The sequence below is a fragment of the Streptomyces sp. NPDC097640 genome, assembly GCF_040302705.1.
Lineage (GTDB): Bacteria > Actinomycetota > Actinomycetes > Streptomycetales > Streptomycetaceae > Streptomyces.
Genome location: NZ_JBEOSB010000007.1, coordinates 137,073 through 151,113, shown reverse-complemented (window position 1 = coordinate 151,113; position 14,041 = coordinate 137,073). Strand labels below are relative to the sequence as shown.

Sequence of the window (14,041 nt, the reverse complement as noted above, 5' to 3'; positions counted from 1 at the left end):
GCCCAGGAGTCCCCATGAACGATCCGAACACCCAGACCGCCGCGGAGGCCACCTCCGCGCCGGTCGAAGCTCACCCCAGAGCCTTCGAACCGGTCACCCTCGTCATCACCATCCTGATGTCGGTCCTCGGCGCCCTGATCGGCATGGTGCTGATCACCTCGCTCGGCGTGTCCCCCAACACGGCCGTGATCGGCGCCCTGGTGGCGATGCTGATCGGGCGCATCCCGGTCGGCATGCTGACCCGGATGCGCTCCCAGCACCGGCAGAACCTGGTGCAGTCGGCGATCTCCGGTTCCACCTTCGCCGCCGCCAACTCCCTCCTCACCCCCATCGCCGTGCCCTTCGCCCTGGGCCGTACCGACCTGGTGTGGCCCATGCTGGGCGGCGCCGTCATCGGGCTGGCCGTCGACAGCTGGGTGCTGTACCGGGTGTTCGACTCCAAGCTGCTGCCCGCCACCGGCTCCTGGCCCGCGGGCATCGCCGCGGCCGAGACCATCAAGGCCGGGGACACCGGCGGGCGCAAGGCCGCGGTGCTCGGCGTGGGCGCGCTCGTCGGCCTGGTCGGCGCGCTGTTCAAGTTCCCCACCAGCGCCGCGGGCGTCGGCTTCCTCGGCAACATCTGGGCGCTCGCGATGTTCGGCATCGGGCTGGCCGCCGGCCAGTACGCCCCGGACTTCGGCTACGACCTGGGCGCCGAGCGGGTGCCGCACGGCCTGATGGTCGGCGCCGGGCTCGTCGCTCTCATCCAGGCGCTGCTGCTGATGCGGACCCGCAAGGGGCGTGGCGACGGCCCGGCGTCCGCCCATGACACCGTCTCCGCTTCCGATGACGACGAGCGTACGGTCAAGGCCCCGCAGCTGCGCCGCGGTCTGCTGGAGGGCATGGGGCTGTTCGTGTGCGGCGCGATCGTGGTCGCCGTCGCGGGCGGAGTGGCCGGCCGGCTGTCCGTCCCCGCCCTGGTCGGCTGGGTGGCGCTCGCCGGAATCGCCGCCATCGTGCACCAGCTCATCGTGGGGCTGGCGGCCATGCACTCCGGGTGGTTCCCGGCCTTCGCGGTCACCCTGATCTTCCTGATCATCGGCCTGGTCCTGCACATCCCGACCGTGCCGCTCGCGCTGATGGTCGGCTACACGGCCTCCACCGGCCCCGCCTTCGCCGACCTCGGCTACGACTTCAAGGCCGGCTGGCTGCTGCGCCGGGACGCCGTGCCGTGGCAGCCCTTCGAGATCGAGGGGCGGCGCCAGCAGTACCTCGCCCAGCTCGTCGGCTTCGGTGTCGCGCTCGTCGTGGTGGCCGTCGCGTGGAAGTCGTTCTTCTCGGACGGGCGGGTGCCGCCGGTGTCCGAGGTGTACGTGGCCACCATCAAGGGCGGCCTGGAGCCCGGCACCATGACCACCATGCTGCTGTGGGCGATCCCCGGAGCGCTCATCCAGTTCCTCGGCGGCCCGTCCCGGCAGATGGGCGTCCTGCTGGCCACCGGTCTGCTGGTGGCCACGCCCGACGCCGGGTGGATGGTGCTCGGCGCCCTGGTCATCCGCCAGGCGTACACGATGTGGCGGCGGCGCGGGCTGACCGATGCGAAGGCCCGCAAGGAGTGCGACGAGCAGTCGGAGAACGACCTGTCGCTCGTGGGCGCGGGCCTGGTGGCCGGAAGCTCGCTGAACGACGTCGGCCAGCTCACGAAGGCCCTGTGACCCGCCACGTGGCCGGTAACCACACGCCCCGCACACGGAAGGAGCCCCACCCGTGACCGCTCCGGTCCTGAACCCGCAGCCGGAGCCGGAGCCGGAGCTCGCGGCGGACCGCTCCGTCCGCCCGAGCGCCCCGGCCCTCGGCCTCGTCACCATCGGCCAGGCCCCGCGCGCCGACCTGCGGCCCGACGCCGAACCACTGCTGCCGGGGGTGCGCCTCGTGGAACACGGCGCGCTCGACGGCGAGCGGTTCGACGGCCCCGCCGAGCAGGAGACCCGCCGGCTGCTCGCCCCCGAGCCCGGCGAGGCCCCGCTGGTCACCCGGCTGCGCGACGGCGGCTCGGTGATGCTCGGCCACACCGCGCTGGTCCCGCGCATCGAGCGGGCCGTCGCCCGCGCGGAGCGGGACGGCGCCGCCGCGACCCTGCTGCTGTGCACCGGCCACTTCCCCGCCGTACGGGCGGACCGGCCGCTGTTGTACGCCGAACCGCTGGTGCTGCGCGGCGTCGCGGCGGCCGTCGGCTCCGACCCGGTGGGCATCGTCTGCCCGCACCCGGACCAGGCCGAGGACGCGACCCGCCGCTGGTCCGACGTGCTGTCCGGCGAGGTCCGGGCCGCCCCCGCCAATCCCTACGCGCCGCCCGAGCAGGCCCTGGACGAGGTGGCGGCCGCCGCGCGCGCCCTCGCCGAGGCCGGCAGCTCCTGGATCGTCCTGGACTGCATCGGCTACACCGAGCGGATGCGGGAGGCCGCGGTCCGCGCCGCCGGCCGCCCCGTCCTCCTGGCCAGGGCCATCGCGGTCCGCATGGCGGGCGAGGTGGTGGCCGCCTTCGGCCGCCCCGCCGAGACGTCCGCGGCCCGCCCCGGGAGCGGCTCATGAACGCGCACATCGGCGTGATCCGCGTCCTCACCAGCGATGACGCCTCGGCCGTGGCGGCCCACGGCAGGGTCATCGAGGAGCGGTACGGCATTCCGGCCGTCTCCCGCTGCATCCCCGGGCAGCCGCACGGCATCCACGACGACGAGTCCGAGCGCCGCGCCGAACCGAAGATCGTGGCCCTGGCCCGTGAGCTGGCCGCCGACGGGGCCGGGACCCTGGTCATCAGCTGCGCCGCCGACCCGGCGCTGGAACGCACCCGCGAGGCGGCCGACGTGCCGGTGATCGGCGCCGGCTCGGCGGCCGCCGCCGTGGCGCTCGGCCTCGGCAGCCGCGTCGGGGTGCTGGGCATCAGGGACGAGGCGCCGCCCGCCGTGCGCGCGGTCCTCGGCGAGCGCTTCGCCGGGGAGGCACGGCCGCGGGGCGTGCACCGTACGACGGACCTTCAGGCCCCCGAGGGCCCCGCGGCGGTGCTGGAGGCCGCGGCCGGGCTGGTCGAGTCGGGCGCGGACACCCTGCTGCTGGCCTGCACCGGCCTGAACACGATCGGGATCCGCCCGCTGCTGGAGGACCGGCTGGGAGTGCCGGTCGTGGACCCGGTGCTCGCCGCCGGGCTGATGGCCTCGTACGCACGGAGGTGAGCTGAGCGGAGCGGGTGCCGGTGGCTCAGTACGGCAGCCACCACCCGTGTTCCGGCACCTCCTCCGGGTGTTCCCACTCGTGCAGCACCTGGGTCAGGTCGTAGGTCTCCAACTCGTCGGCAGGGGCGGCGAGGCGGGTCTGAATGGCCGGCAACAGGACCTCGGCGTGGGCGCTCATCCGGCGCAGGGCGATGTAGACCTCCCTGCGCCGTTCGGGCAGGGCCGTCAGGAGCGCGGGGAGGGCGCGCGCGTCGTCCATCCGGCCCAGGGTGACCGAGGCCTTCCAGCCGATCACCGGGTCGGACTGGGCGCGGGCGAGGTCGTCGCGCACGACCTCGGGCGGCGGGTAGTGCCGGGCGAGGCCGAACAACGCGGCCGAGCGCAGCGCCGGTTCGGGGTGGCTCAGCAGCCGCCCGAGCGCCGCCGCCAGCGGCTGGGACCGCGGGCGGTCGTAGAGCATGCCCCCGGCGATCTCGACGGCGAGCTGGGTGGGCGCCTCGGAGATCAGCCGGAGGATGTGCGCCACCCGGGTCCGCTTCCGCTCAGGGGAGGGCGCGTACCTCCGTCCGAACCATCCGGCGCGCTCCTCGAAGGCGTAGGCCACGAGCCATTCCACACTGCGCCACTCCGCCCAGGCCAGCGGCTCCAGCACCGCGCCGCCGCCCTCGGCCACCCCCGACACCAGGGCCTCGGCGACGGCCTCGTCGTACGCTCCACCGCGCTCCAGGGCCAGCGCGGCGGTCAGCCGCAGCCCCGGCCGGTCGGCGGCGGCCAGCCACTCGCGGAGCATCCGGGCTGCCGGGTCGTCGGCTGTCGCGGAGGTCGCGGAGGTCCCGGCCGCGCGGCTGATCACCAACAGCAGCGCGGCCCGGACGGTTTCGTCCTCGACCCGGTCGAAGCAGGCCAGGAGCCGGGGGAGGAGGGCGGCGAGAGCGGCCGCGTCCAGGCACGTGTACGCCAGCACATGCGCGGCGATCCGCCCGATGCGCGGGTCCGGGTGTGCCACGCGGCGCAGCACCGGCTCCACCCCGTGTTCCAGGGCCAGGGCCAGCGCGTCGAGCCACTCGTACGGACGCTCGACCGGGGCACCTGCCAGGTCGTGCGCCAGGTCGGCCGCCAGGTCGCCTGCCTGGTCGCCCGCCAGGTCGGCGAGCAGGAGATCCAGCGCCTCGCCGGAGGCCTCGCCCGGCGCGTCCAGGTCGTACGCGAAGTCGTCCGCGAACGCCGACGCCGCCACCTCCACCCCACTGCCGGCGGTCACACCAGGCTCTCCCGCCACGCCTGGTGCAGTGCCGCGAACCGGCCCTCGCCCGCGATCAGCCGCTGCGGCGAGCCGTCCTCGACGACCCGGCCGTCCGCCATCACCAGCACCCGGTCGGCGATCTCCACCGTCGACAGGCGGTGCGCGATGACGACGGCGGTGCGGCCGTGCAGCACCGTGTGCATGGCGCGCTGCACCGCGCGCTCGCCCGGGATGTCGAGCGAGGACGTCGCCTCGTCCAGGATCAGCACGGACGGGTCGGCGAGCAGCGCCCGGGCGAAGGCCACGAGCTGGCGCTGGCCCGCCGAGATCCGGCCGCCGCGCTTGCGCACATCGGTGTCGTAGCCGTCGGGCAGGGCGGCGATGAAGTCGTGTGCGCCGATGGCCTTGGCCGCGTGCTCGATCTCGGCGCGGGTGGCGTCGGGGCGGCCGATGGCGATGTTGTCGGCGACCGTGCCGGAGAACAGGAACGCCTCCTGGGTGACCATCACCACGCCGCGGCGCAGCTCCGGCGTGGCCAGCTCGCGCAGGTCCACGCCGTCGAGCAGGACCCGGCCGCCGGTGGGGTCGTAGAAGCGGGCGAGCAGCTTGGCGAGGGTGGACTTGCCCGCTCCGGTCGCGCCCACCACGGCCACCGTCTGCCCGGCGGGCAGCGTGAGGTCGAAGCGGGGCAGCACCTCGCCGCCCGTACGGTAGGCGAAGCGCACGCCGTCGAAGACCACCTCGCGGCCGGGCAGTTCGGCGGAGCGCGGCGGCAGCGGTTTGGGGTCGGCGGGCTCGGCCACCGAGGGCCGCTGGGCGAGCAGGCCCGCGATCTTCTCCAGCGACGCGGCCGCCGACTGGTACGAGTTCAGGAACATCCCCAGCCGGTCGATGGGGTCGTAGAGCCTGCGCAGATACAGCGCGGCCGCGGCCAGCACGCCCAGCGCCAGGCCCCCGGAGGCCACCCGGTAGGCGCCCCACAGGACGATCGCGGCCACCGCCGTGTTGGCCACCAGCCGGGAGCCGACCACATAGCGGGCCATCTCCAGGAGCGCGTCCCCGTTCACCCGCTCGTGGCGGTGGTTGAGCGCGTGGAAGTCCGCGTCGTTGACCCGCTCGCGGCGGAACGCCTGCACCGGCCGGATGCCGTTCATGGTCTCGGTGAACTTGACGATGACGGCGGCGATGGCCGTGGACCGCTTGCGGTAGACGAGCATGGAGCGGCGCTGGAAGCGGCGGACGAGCAGATACAGCGGCCAGAAGGAGAGCACGGCCGCCGCGCCCAGGCCCCAGTCCAGATACAGCAGCATCACCGAGATGTAGAAGCCGGAGAGAACGACGCCGAGCAGTTCGTCCAGCCCCTCGTTGAGCAGCTCGCGCAGCGACTCGACGTCCGTGGTGGCGCGGGAGATCAGCCGCCCCGAGGTGTAGCGCTCGTGGAAGTCCACGCTGAGCGCCTGCGCATGGCGGAAGATCCTGCCCCGCAGATCGAGCAGCACGTCCTGGCTGATCCGGGCCGAGGTGCGGATGAAGGTGTACTGGAGCGCCCCGGAGGCCAGCGCGCAGCCGAGGTAGGCGACGCCGACGGCGATGAGCGGGCCGTGGCCGCCGTCGCGGAAGGCGGGCACGGCGGTGTCGATGGCGTACGCGACGAGCAGCGGGCCGGCCTGCACCGCGGCCTGCTGGAGGAGCAGCAGGACGGCCGCGAACCAGACCCGGCCGCGGCGCGGGGCGAGCAGCGAGCGCAGCAGCGTGAGGGAGGCGCCCTTCGGGGTGGGCAGCACGTCCTGGTCGAAGGGGTCGCCGTCCGGGGTCGCCCCGGGCTTGTCCACGGCCCGGTCTGCCTTCGTGCCGGTTCCGGTGCCGGTTCCGGTGCCGGGAGCGGTCTGGGTCATCGGGCCTCCTCCCGTTCGTCACCGGACATCAGCGACCGGTACTCCGCGCTGTCGCGCAGCAGTTGGTGGTGGGTGCCGACGGCGGTGATACGGCCTTCGGAGAGCAGTGCGACGCGGTCGGCGAGCAGCACCGTCGACGGGCGGTGGGCGACCACCAGCGCCGTCGTCGTGGCCAGGACCTGGCGGAGCGCGGCCTCCACCAGGGCCTCGGTGTGCACGTCCAGCGCGGACAGCGGATCGTCGAGGATGAGGAAGCGGGGCTGCCCGACGACGGCGCGCGCGAGGGCGAGGCGCTGGCGCTGACCGCCCGACAGGCTCAGCCCCTGCTCGCCGACCTGGGTGTCGGTGCCCTTCGGCAGGGCGTGTACGAAGTCGGCCTGGGCCACGTCGAGCGCCCGCAGGAGATCCGCCTCGGTGACCTCGGCCGCGCCCATCATGACGTTTTCACCGGCCGTCGCCGAGAAGAGCGTGGGCTCCTCGAACGCGACGGCGACCAGCTCGCGCAGCTCGTCCCGGGGGAGGGCGGTGATGTCCCGTCCGTCGAGGGTGATCCGGCCGTGTGTCAGCTCGTGGAGGCGCGGCACCAGGGCGGTGAGCGTGGTCTTGCCGGAGCCCGTCGCCCCGACCAGGGCCATCGTCTCGCCGGAGCGGATGTGCAGATCCACCCCGGCCAGCACGGGCGCGGCGTCCGGCGGCGCGTCCGCGTAGCGGAACTCCACGCCCGCGAAGCGCAGCCCGTCCCGGGGCGCGCCGCCGCTGCTCGGCGCGCTGCCGTTCCGCGGCGCGGAGGCATCTTGTGTCGCGGGCTGCGGCTCGGCCGCCGGCTCGTCCATCACCTCGAAGAACCGGTCCGTCGCGGTCGCCGCGTCCTGGCTCATCGCCAGCATGAAGCCCAGCGACTCCACCGGCCAGCGCAGCGTCAGCGCCGTGGAGAGGAAGGCGACGAGCGTGCCCGCCGACAGTCCGTCGTTGGCGACCTGCACCGTGCCGAGGACCAGGGCCGTGCCGATGGCCAGCTCGGGCAGGGTCATGATCACCGCCCAGATCGTGGCCAGCAGGCCCGCCTTGCGCAGCTCCGTCGAGCGGACCCGCTCGGTCAGCGCCCGGAACGCGCGGGCCTGGCTGCGGTGGCGTCCGAAGCCCTTGACGATACGGACGCCGAGCACCCCCTCCTCGACCACCGTGGTCAGATCGCCCGTCTGGTCCTGGACGGCGCGGGCGACGACCGCGTACCGCGTCTCGAAGACGGAGCAGAGGATCACCAGCGGCACGGCCGGGAGCAGCAGGACCAGGCCCAGCGTCCACTGCTGCGCGAACAGGATGGCGAACCCGGCGAGGACCGTGACCCCGTTGACCACCAGGAAGGTGAGCGGGAAGGCCAGGAACATCCGCAGCAGCATCAGGTCGGTCGTCGCACGCGAGAGCAGCTGCCCGGACGACCAGCGGTCGTGGAAGGAGACCGGCAGCCGCTGAAGATGCCGGTACAGGTCGGTGCGCATCGAGGCCTCCACGGCGGCCAGCGGGCGGCCCACCAGCCAGCGCCGCAGCCCGAACAGCCCCGCCTCCGCGATCCCGAGCACCAGCAGCAGGGCGCCGCCCAGCCACACCCCGCCCGGGTCCCGGTCGGCCACCGGCCCGTCCACCATCCACTTCAGCACGAGCGGGATGACCAGGCCCAGACAGGAGGCCACGACCGCGACCCCGGCCGCCGTGAAGAAGCGCGCTCTGACCGGGCGCAGATACGGCCACAGGCGCGAGAGGGAGCGCACGGCCGAGCGCCCGCGCCCCGCGTTCCTCGCCGACGGACTTCCCGCTTCCCCCTCTGCCTCCCCCTCCGCGTCGCTCCGGTGCGTTTCCCTTTCCGGTCCCCTGAGTCGTTCATCTGTCGCAGCCATCACCTGCCGAGGTTACGGTCCGGCACTGACAGCGCTCACTCGGTTTTCCGGTCCGCCTCCGTGGCCGTGACGGCGCGTAGGAGCAGCACCGCGCGCTCAGGGAGCACGATCGGCGAGCCGGCGCGATGGGGGGTGCTCGGGGGCGCGTCCTGGTCCTCCCGCGAGGTGTCCAGCAGAAGCTCGTACGAGGCGGCCCAGGGCGGGCCGGGGAGGGTGAAGTCCACCGGCGCGGGGCCCGAGTGCAGCAGCACCAGGAAGCTGTCGTCGGTGACCGGGGCGCCCCGCGCGTCGCGCTGCGCGATGTGGCGGCCGGACAGATACAGGCCGAGCGCGGCGGTCGGCGCGTACCAGTCCTCCTCGGTCATCTCGGTGCCCCGCGCGGTGAACCAGGCCAGGTCGCGCAGCCCGTCGGGGCCCTGTGCGCGGCCGGAGAAGAAGGTCCTGCGGCGCAGCACGGGGTGGTCGCGGCGCAGCCGGACCAGACGGGCGGTGAGATCGGCGAGCCCGCGCCAGCCCGGGTCCTCCAGCAGCGCCCAGTCCAGCCAGCCGGTCTCGTTGTCCTGGCAGTACGCGTTGTTGTTGCCGCCCTGGGTACGGCCCATCTCGTCGCCCGCGACCAGCATCGGGACGCCGGTGGACAGCAGCAGGGTGGTGAGCAGATTGCGCAGCTGGCGGCGGCGCAGCGCCCGTACGGCCGGGTCCTCGGTCTCGCCCTCGGCGCCGTGGTTCCAGGAGCGGTTGTCGTCGGTGCCGTCGCGGTTGCCCTCGCCGTTGGCCTCGTTGTGCTTGCGGTCGTAGCTCACCAGGTCGCGGAGGGTGAAGCCGTCGTGCGCGGTGATGAAGTTGACCGAGGCGTACGGGCCCCGGCCGCCCCACGCGTACAGGTCGCTGGAGCCGGACAGCCGGGTGCCGAGGTCGCGTACGTCGGGCAGGGCGCCGCGCCAGAAGTCGCGCACCGCGTCGCGGTAGCGGTCGTTCCACTCCGTCCACAGCGGGGGGAAGGCGCCGACCTGGTAGCCGCCGGGGCCCACGTCCCACGGCTCGGCGATCAGCTTGACGCGGCGCAGCACCGGGTCCTGGGCGATGACCGACAGGAAGGGGGAGAGCATGTCCACGTCGTGCGCGGAGCGGGCGAGAGTGGCGGCGAGGTCGAAGCGGAAGCCGTCCACGCCCATCTCGGTCACCCAGTAGCGCAGCGAGTCCGTGATCAGCCGCAGTACGTGGGGCCGCACCACATGCAGGGTGTTGCCGCAGCCCGTGTAGTCGGCGTAGCGGCGCGGGTCCTGCTGGAGGCGGTAGTAACCGCGGTTGTCGATGCCGCGCAGCGAGAGCGTGGGCCCCAGCTCACCGCTCTCGGCGGTGTGGTTGTAGACCACGTCGAGGATCACCTCGATGCCCGCGTCGTGCAGCGCGCGCACCATCCGCCGGAACTCGCCGACCTGCGCGCCGCGGGTGCCGGTCGCCGCGTACGCCCCGTGCGGCGCGAAGTAGCCGATGGAGTTGTAGCCCCAGTAGTTGCGCAGCCCGCGCCGCAGCAGATGGTCCTCGTGGGCGAACTGGTGCACCGGCAGCAGCTCCACGGCCGTCACCCCGAGCCGGGTGAGGTGCTCGATCGCGGCCGGGTGCGCGAGCCCGGCGTAGGTGCCGCGCAGCTCGGGCGGGATGCCGGGGTGGCGCTTGGTGAAGCCGCGCACATGGAGTTCGTAGAGGACGGTGTCGGCCCAGGGGGTCTTCGGGCGCCGGTCGTCGAGCCACTCGTCGGGCGGGCCGCCCGGGTCGTCGTCGCCGACGACCACGCCCTTGGGGACGTACGGCGCCGAGTCGCGGTCGTCGCGCACCGTGTCGGCGATGTGCTGCTGCGGCCAGTCCCGCACATGGCCGTAGACCTCGGGCGGCAGGGGGCCGTGCCAGGGGCGGGGAACGACCCCCGCGCCCCCGAAGTCGCCGTCCACGGCGCGGGCGTACGGGTCGAGCAGCAGCTTGGCGGGGTTCCAGCGGGCGCCGGTCCACGGGTCCCAGCGGCCGTGCACCCGGTAGCCGTACCGCCGCCCGGGGAGCACGCCGGGCACGAAGCCGTGCCAGATCTCATGCGTCCGCTCGGTGAGCGGACATCGGGTCTCGGCGCCGTCGTCGTCGAACAGGCACACCTCCACGGCCTCCGCGCCCCCGGCCCACAGCGCGAAGTTGGTGCCCACCACCCCGCCGGGCCCGGTCCGCACCCGCGCCCCGAGCGGCTGCGCGCTGCCCGGCCACACCGGGGCGCCCCCGGCGGGCTCGCCGTGCGGGTCGGGGAGGGCCGCGGGCGCGGGCGGCGGCCCCGAGTCCGCGCGGCGGGCGCCGAGTTCGATGGCCGCCGCGCCCGAGCGGGGCCTGGGCAGCCCGTTGTGCGCCGTCCTGTGGTCGGCTGCGTTCGACACGTGGCGCCTCCGGCGTTCGCGGCTGAGCCCGCGCGGCGTCCCGTGCCGCGCGGAGTGCTGCCGCCCTCTCACCTGTTCTGCCCGCGATCGGGTCAAGCATCACGTTTCGCCCCGCACGCCCGGGGCTGAGCGGTCTTGACCCCTCCCACCTGGGACGCAACCGTGACATTGGACCGGCAGCCCATTGTCGGTGACATGTGATTACCTGTCACCGGCGCGTATGCGCGCATGCGCGCAGTGTCTTCGGGGGTGCCGCGGGACGCGGCGCGGGGTGAGGGGAGAGCCGTAGTGGAAGACCAGCCGATATCGGGGCCGTCGGGGTCGATGGGGCCGATGGGGTCGTTGACGAGGCGGGGCCGCAGGGGGCTGCCCGCGCTGCTGACCGGCGCGATGCTGCTGCTCGTGGCCGCCTGCGGCGGCGGTGACGGCGGGTCGGACGACGGGAAGAAGAAGGACGGCGACAAGGGCGGGGGCGGCGTCAAGACCTCGCGCGCCGTCGTGGCGATCGCGCCCAAGGACGGGGCGAAGGGCGTCGACACCCAGGGCGCGCTCAAGGTGACCTCGGAGAAGGGCCGGCTCACCTCCGTCAAGGTCAAGGACGCCAAGGGCAACGAGGTGGACGGGAAGATCGCCGCGGACGGCGCCAGTTGGCGGCCCGCCCGGCATCTGCGCTCCGACACCACATACACGGTCGACGCGGTCGCCAAGGACTCCCAGGGCCTGACCGCCGCGAAGCACTCCGCCTTCACCACCCTCCGCCCCAAGAAGACCTTCCTCGGCGTCTTCACACCGGAGGACGGCTCCAAGGTCGGCGTCGGAATGCCGGTCTCGATCCGCTTCTCCCGGGGCATCACCGACCCCGGGGCCGTGGAGCGCGGCATCGAGGTCTCGGCCTCCCCGTCGGTGCCCATCGAGGGCCACTGGTTCGGCAACGACCGGCTGGACTTCCGGCCGGAGAAGTACTGGGCGCCGGGCACCAAGGTCACCCTCCGGCTGAACCTCGACGGCATCGAGGGCCGGCCGGGTGTGTACGGGGAGCAGACGAAGACCGTCAAGTTCACCGTCGGTCGCAGCCAGGTCTCCGTGGTCGACGCCAAGAGCAAGAAGATGGTGATCAAGCGGGACGGCAAGACCATCAAGACCCTCCCCATCACCTCCGGCGCGCCCGGCTACGAGACGTACAACGGCAAGATGGTCATCAGCGAGCGGCTCGCGGTGACCCGGATGAACGGCGCCACGGTCGGTTACGACGGCGAGTACGACATCAAGGACGTGCCGCACGCGATGCGGCTGTCCACCTCGGGCACGTTCATCCACGGCAACTACTGGGCGGGCCGGCCGACCTTCGGCTCGGCGAACGTCAGCCACGGCTGCGTCGGCCTCTTCGACCAGCGGGGCGGCGGCGACAAGTCGACCCCGGCGGCCTGGTTCTTCCGCAACTCGATCATCGGTGACGTGGTGGTGGTGAAGAACTCGAACGACCGGACCATCCAGCCGGACAACGGGCTCAACGGATGGAACATGTCGTGGGCGAAGTGGAAGGCCGACCAGTAGGAGAAACGGCCGGTCTGTGGGCGGCGTGCTAACGGACGCTAACCTGCGGCCATGACTGTGAACCTCGAGGTCGCCGAGGGCGTCGGCACCATCCGGCTGGACCGCCCGCCCATGAACGCGCTGGACATCGCCACACAGGACCGGTTGCGGGAGCTCGCCGAGGAGGTGACCGGCCGCGACGACGTACGGGCCGTGGTGATCTGGGGCGGCGAGAAGGTGTTTGCGGCCGGCGCGGACATCAAGGAGATGCGGGACATGGACCACGCCGGGATGGTGGCCCGGTCCCGCGCCCTCCAGGACTCCTTCACCGCCGTCGCCCGGATCCCCAAGCCCGTCGTCGCCGCCGTCACCGGCTACGCCCTCGGCGGCGGCTGCGAGCTGGCGCTGTGCGCCGACTACCGGATCGCCGGCGAGGACGCCAAGCTCGGCCAGCCGGAGATCCTGCTCGGCCTGATCCCGGGCGCGGGCGGCACCCAGCGGCTGGCCCGGCTGATCGGCCCGTCCCGCGCCAAGGACCTCATCTTCACGGGCCGTCAGGTCAAGGCCGACGAGGCGCTGACGCTCGGTCTTGTGGATCGCGTCGTGCCGCCGGAGGAGGTCTACGAGCAGGCGCACGCCTGGGCGGCCCGGCTGGCGCGGGGTCCGGCGATCGCGCTGCGCGCGGCCAAGGAGGCGGTGGACGCGGGTCTGGAGACCGACCTGGAGACGGGTCTCGCCATCGAACGCAGCTGGTTCGCGGGGCTGTTCGCCACCGAGGACCGCGAGATCGGGATGCGGAGCTTTGTGGAGGAAGGGCCGGGGAAGGCCAAATTCCGGTGAGCGGCGGCCCGGGCGGCGGCCGCCGCCCGGGTTTCCGACCGGGTTTGCGCCGGGGTTTGTGCGAGGGTTTCCGCCCGGGTCTGTGCGGGGGTTTCCGCGCGTGTTCCGGGCCGGGTTTCCGCGCGGGTTCGGGCCCGGCGGATGCCCCGTGCGAGCGAATTTGTTTGGCCACTCGCGGACCCTTGGACAACCCGGTCCGGTACGCTGGGTGATCGCGCATACGCGGCGTGATATCGCTGGTCAGGTGGGGTATTTGGGCCATCTCGCGGCCGCTGGCATATGTTGGACCGGGTTTGTGGAGCCTAGGGCTCGGGTGTTCGGAATCCCACGGTTCCGCCCCCAAGGGCCTGTCGGGCGGCCATGATGGGGGGCATGGCGGGCTTGGAGGGTATGGAGCAGCCGCAGCGGCGCATCAGTACGGCCGCGGCTCGGCGCGCGCCGTCCGTCGATGACGAATCGGCCGCCAAGGCGGTCGACCTGTTCGGAAATCCCGCGGTCGACGAGGTGCGGCTGCCCTCCCGTCCGGAATCGGCGGGCACCGCCCGCCGGCTGGCCGAATACGTCGTCCTGCGTGACTGGGGCCTGACCCATCAGCTGGCCGAATACACCGTGCTGCTGGTATCCGAACTGGTGGGCAATGCCGTGCGGCACACCGGAGCCCGCACCTTCGGGCTGCGGATGCTGCGGCGGCGCGGCTGGATCAGGGTGGAGGTCCGCGATCCGTCGCGCGGGCTGCCCTGTCTGATGCCGGTGGCCGAGCTCGATACGAGCGGGCGGGGGCTGATGCTGGTGGATCTGCTCTCTCAGCGGTGGGGGGCGGATCTGCTGCCGCGCGGCAAGACGACCTGGTTCGAGATGCGGGTGACCGAGCCCTGACCGTCCCGGCGGGGCGCCCGCCGGATGCCTGCCGTATGCCCGCCGTATGACGAAGAGGCCCCTGCCGTCGGTTCGCGACGACGCGGGGCCTCTTTCGTGTGCGCCACGGATGGAAAGGGGTGTCATCCGTGGC

At 73.4% G+C, this 14,041-nt stretch carries 10 protein-coding genes; 6 read left to right on the top strand and 4 right to left on the bottom strand.

The genetic code is table 11. The features are described from left to right. Positions 1-14 precede the first annotated feature (14 nt). The 3 genes from ABTY62_RS13000 to ABTY62_RS12990 are packed head-to-tail and all read left to right on the top strand — an operon-like array spanning position 15 to position 3,209. A complete protein-coding gene (locus ABTY62_RS13000) occupies positions 15-1,694 on the top strand; it encodes an OPT family oligopeptide transporter (RefSeq protein ID WP_352129481.1) in 1,680 nt (559 codons plus the stop codon). A 52-nt stretch (positions 1,695-1,746) separates the two neighbouring features. Beyond that, positions 1,747-2,571 (top strand): AroM family protein, encoded by an 825-nt coding sequence (locus tag ABTY62_RS12995; RefSeq protein ID WP_352129480.1) that lies wholly within the window; start codon positions 1,747-1,749, stop codon positions 2,569-2,571. After that, positions 2,568-3,209, top strand: a complete 642-nt coding sequence (locus ABTY62_RS12990) for an aspartate/glutamate racemase family protein (RefSeq protein WP_352129479.1) — start codon at positions 2,568-2,570, stop codon at positions 3,207-3,209. Before ABTY62_RS12995 ends, ABTY62_RS12990 begins: the two co-directional genes overlap by 4 nt. A gap of 25 nt (positions 3,210-3,234) precedes the next feature. Here ABTY62_RS12990 and ABTY62_RS12985 read toward each other — a convergent pair whose 3' ends face one another. The 4 genes from ABTY62_RS12985 to glgX all read right to left on the bottom strand — a co-directional run bounded on the left by ABTY62_RS12985 (position 3,235) and on the right by glgX (position 10,659). Beyond that, entirely contained in the window at positions 3,235-4,470 is a 1,236-nt protein-coding gene (locus ABTY62_RS12985) for a HEAT repeat domain-containing protein (protein WP_352129478.1), read from the bottom strand. Next, positions 4,467-6,347 (bottom strand): ABC transporter ATP-binding protein, encoded by a 1,881-nt coding sequence (locus ABTY62_RS12980; RefSeq protein ID WP_352129477.1) that lies wholly within the window; start codon positions 6,345-6,347, stop codon positions 4,467-4,469. The genes ABTY62_RS12985 and ABTY62_RS12980 overlap by 4 nt, the downstream gene beginning before the upstream one ends. After that, the gene (locus ABTY62_RS12975; protein ID WP_502997449.1) at positions 6,344-8,116 is read right to left on the bottom strand and encodes an ABC transporter ATP-binding protein; all 1,773 of its coding nucleotides are present in this window, start codon (positions 8,114-8,116) and stop codon (positions 6,344-6,346) included. The genes ABTY62_RS12980 and ABTY62_RS12975 overlap by 4 nt, the downstream gene beginning before the upstream one ends. A 161-nt stretch (positions 8,117-8,277) precedes the next feature. Next, entirely contained in the window at positions 8,278-10,659 is a 2,382-nt protein-coding gene (gene glgX / locus ABTY62_RS12970) for a glycogen debranching protein GlgX (protein WP_352129475.1), read from the bottom strand. Between the two features lie 333 nt (positions 10,660-10,992). Between glgX and ABTY62_RS12965 the strand changes: the two genes are divergently transcribed. The 3 genes from ABTY62_RS12965 to ABTY62_RS12955 all read left to right on the top strand — a co-directional run bounded on the left by ABTY62_RS12965 (position 10,993) and on the right by ABTY62_RS12955 (position 13,908). Beyond that, complete coding sequence (locus ABTY62_RS12965) at positions 10,993-12,213, top strand: L,D-transpeptidase (protein WP_352129474.1); 1,221 nt, start codon at positions 10,993-10,995, stop codon at positions 12,211-12,213. Between the two features lie 51 nt (positions 12,214-12,264). After that, positions 12,265-13,032: an enoyl-CoA hydratase/isomerase family protein gene (locus ABTY62_RS12960; protein ID WP_352129473.1), complete on the top strand. Its 768-nt coding sequence runs from the start codon at positions 12,265-12,267 to the stop codon at positions 13,030-13,032. 372 nt (positions 13,033-13,404) lie between these two features. Beyond that, a complete protein-coding gene (locus tag ABTY62_RS12955) occupies positions 13,405-13,908 on the top strand; it encodes an ATP-binding protein (RefSeq protein ID WP_352129472.1) in 504 nt (167 codons plus the stop codon). Positions 13,909-14,041: the final 133 nt, after the last annotated feature.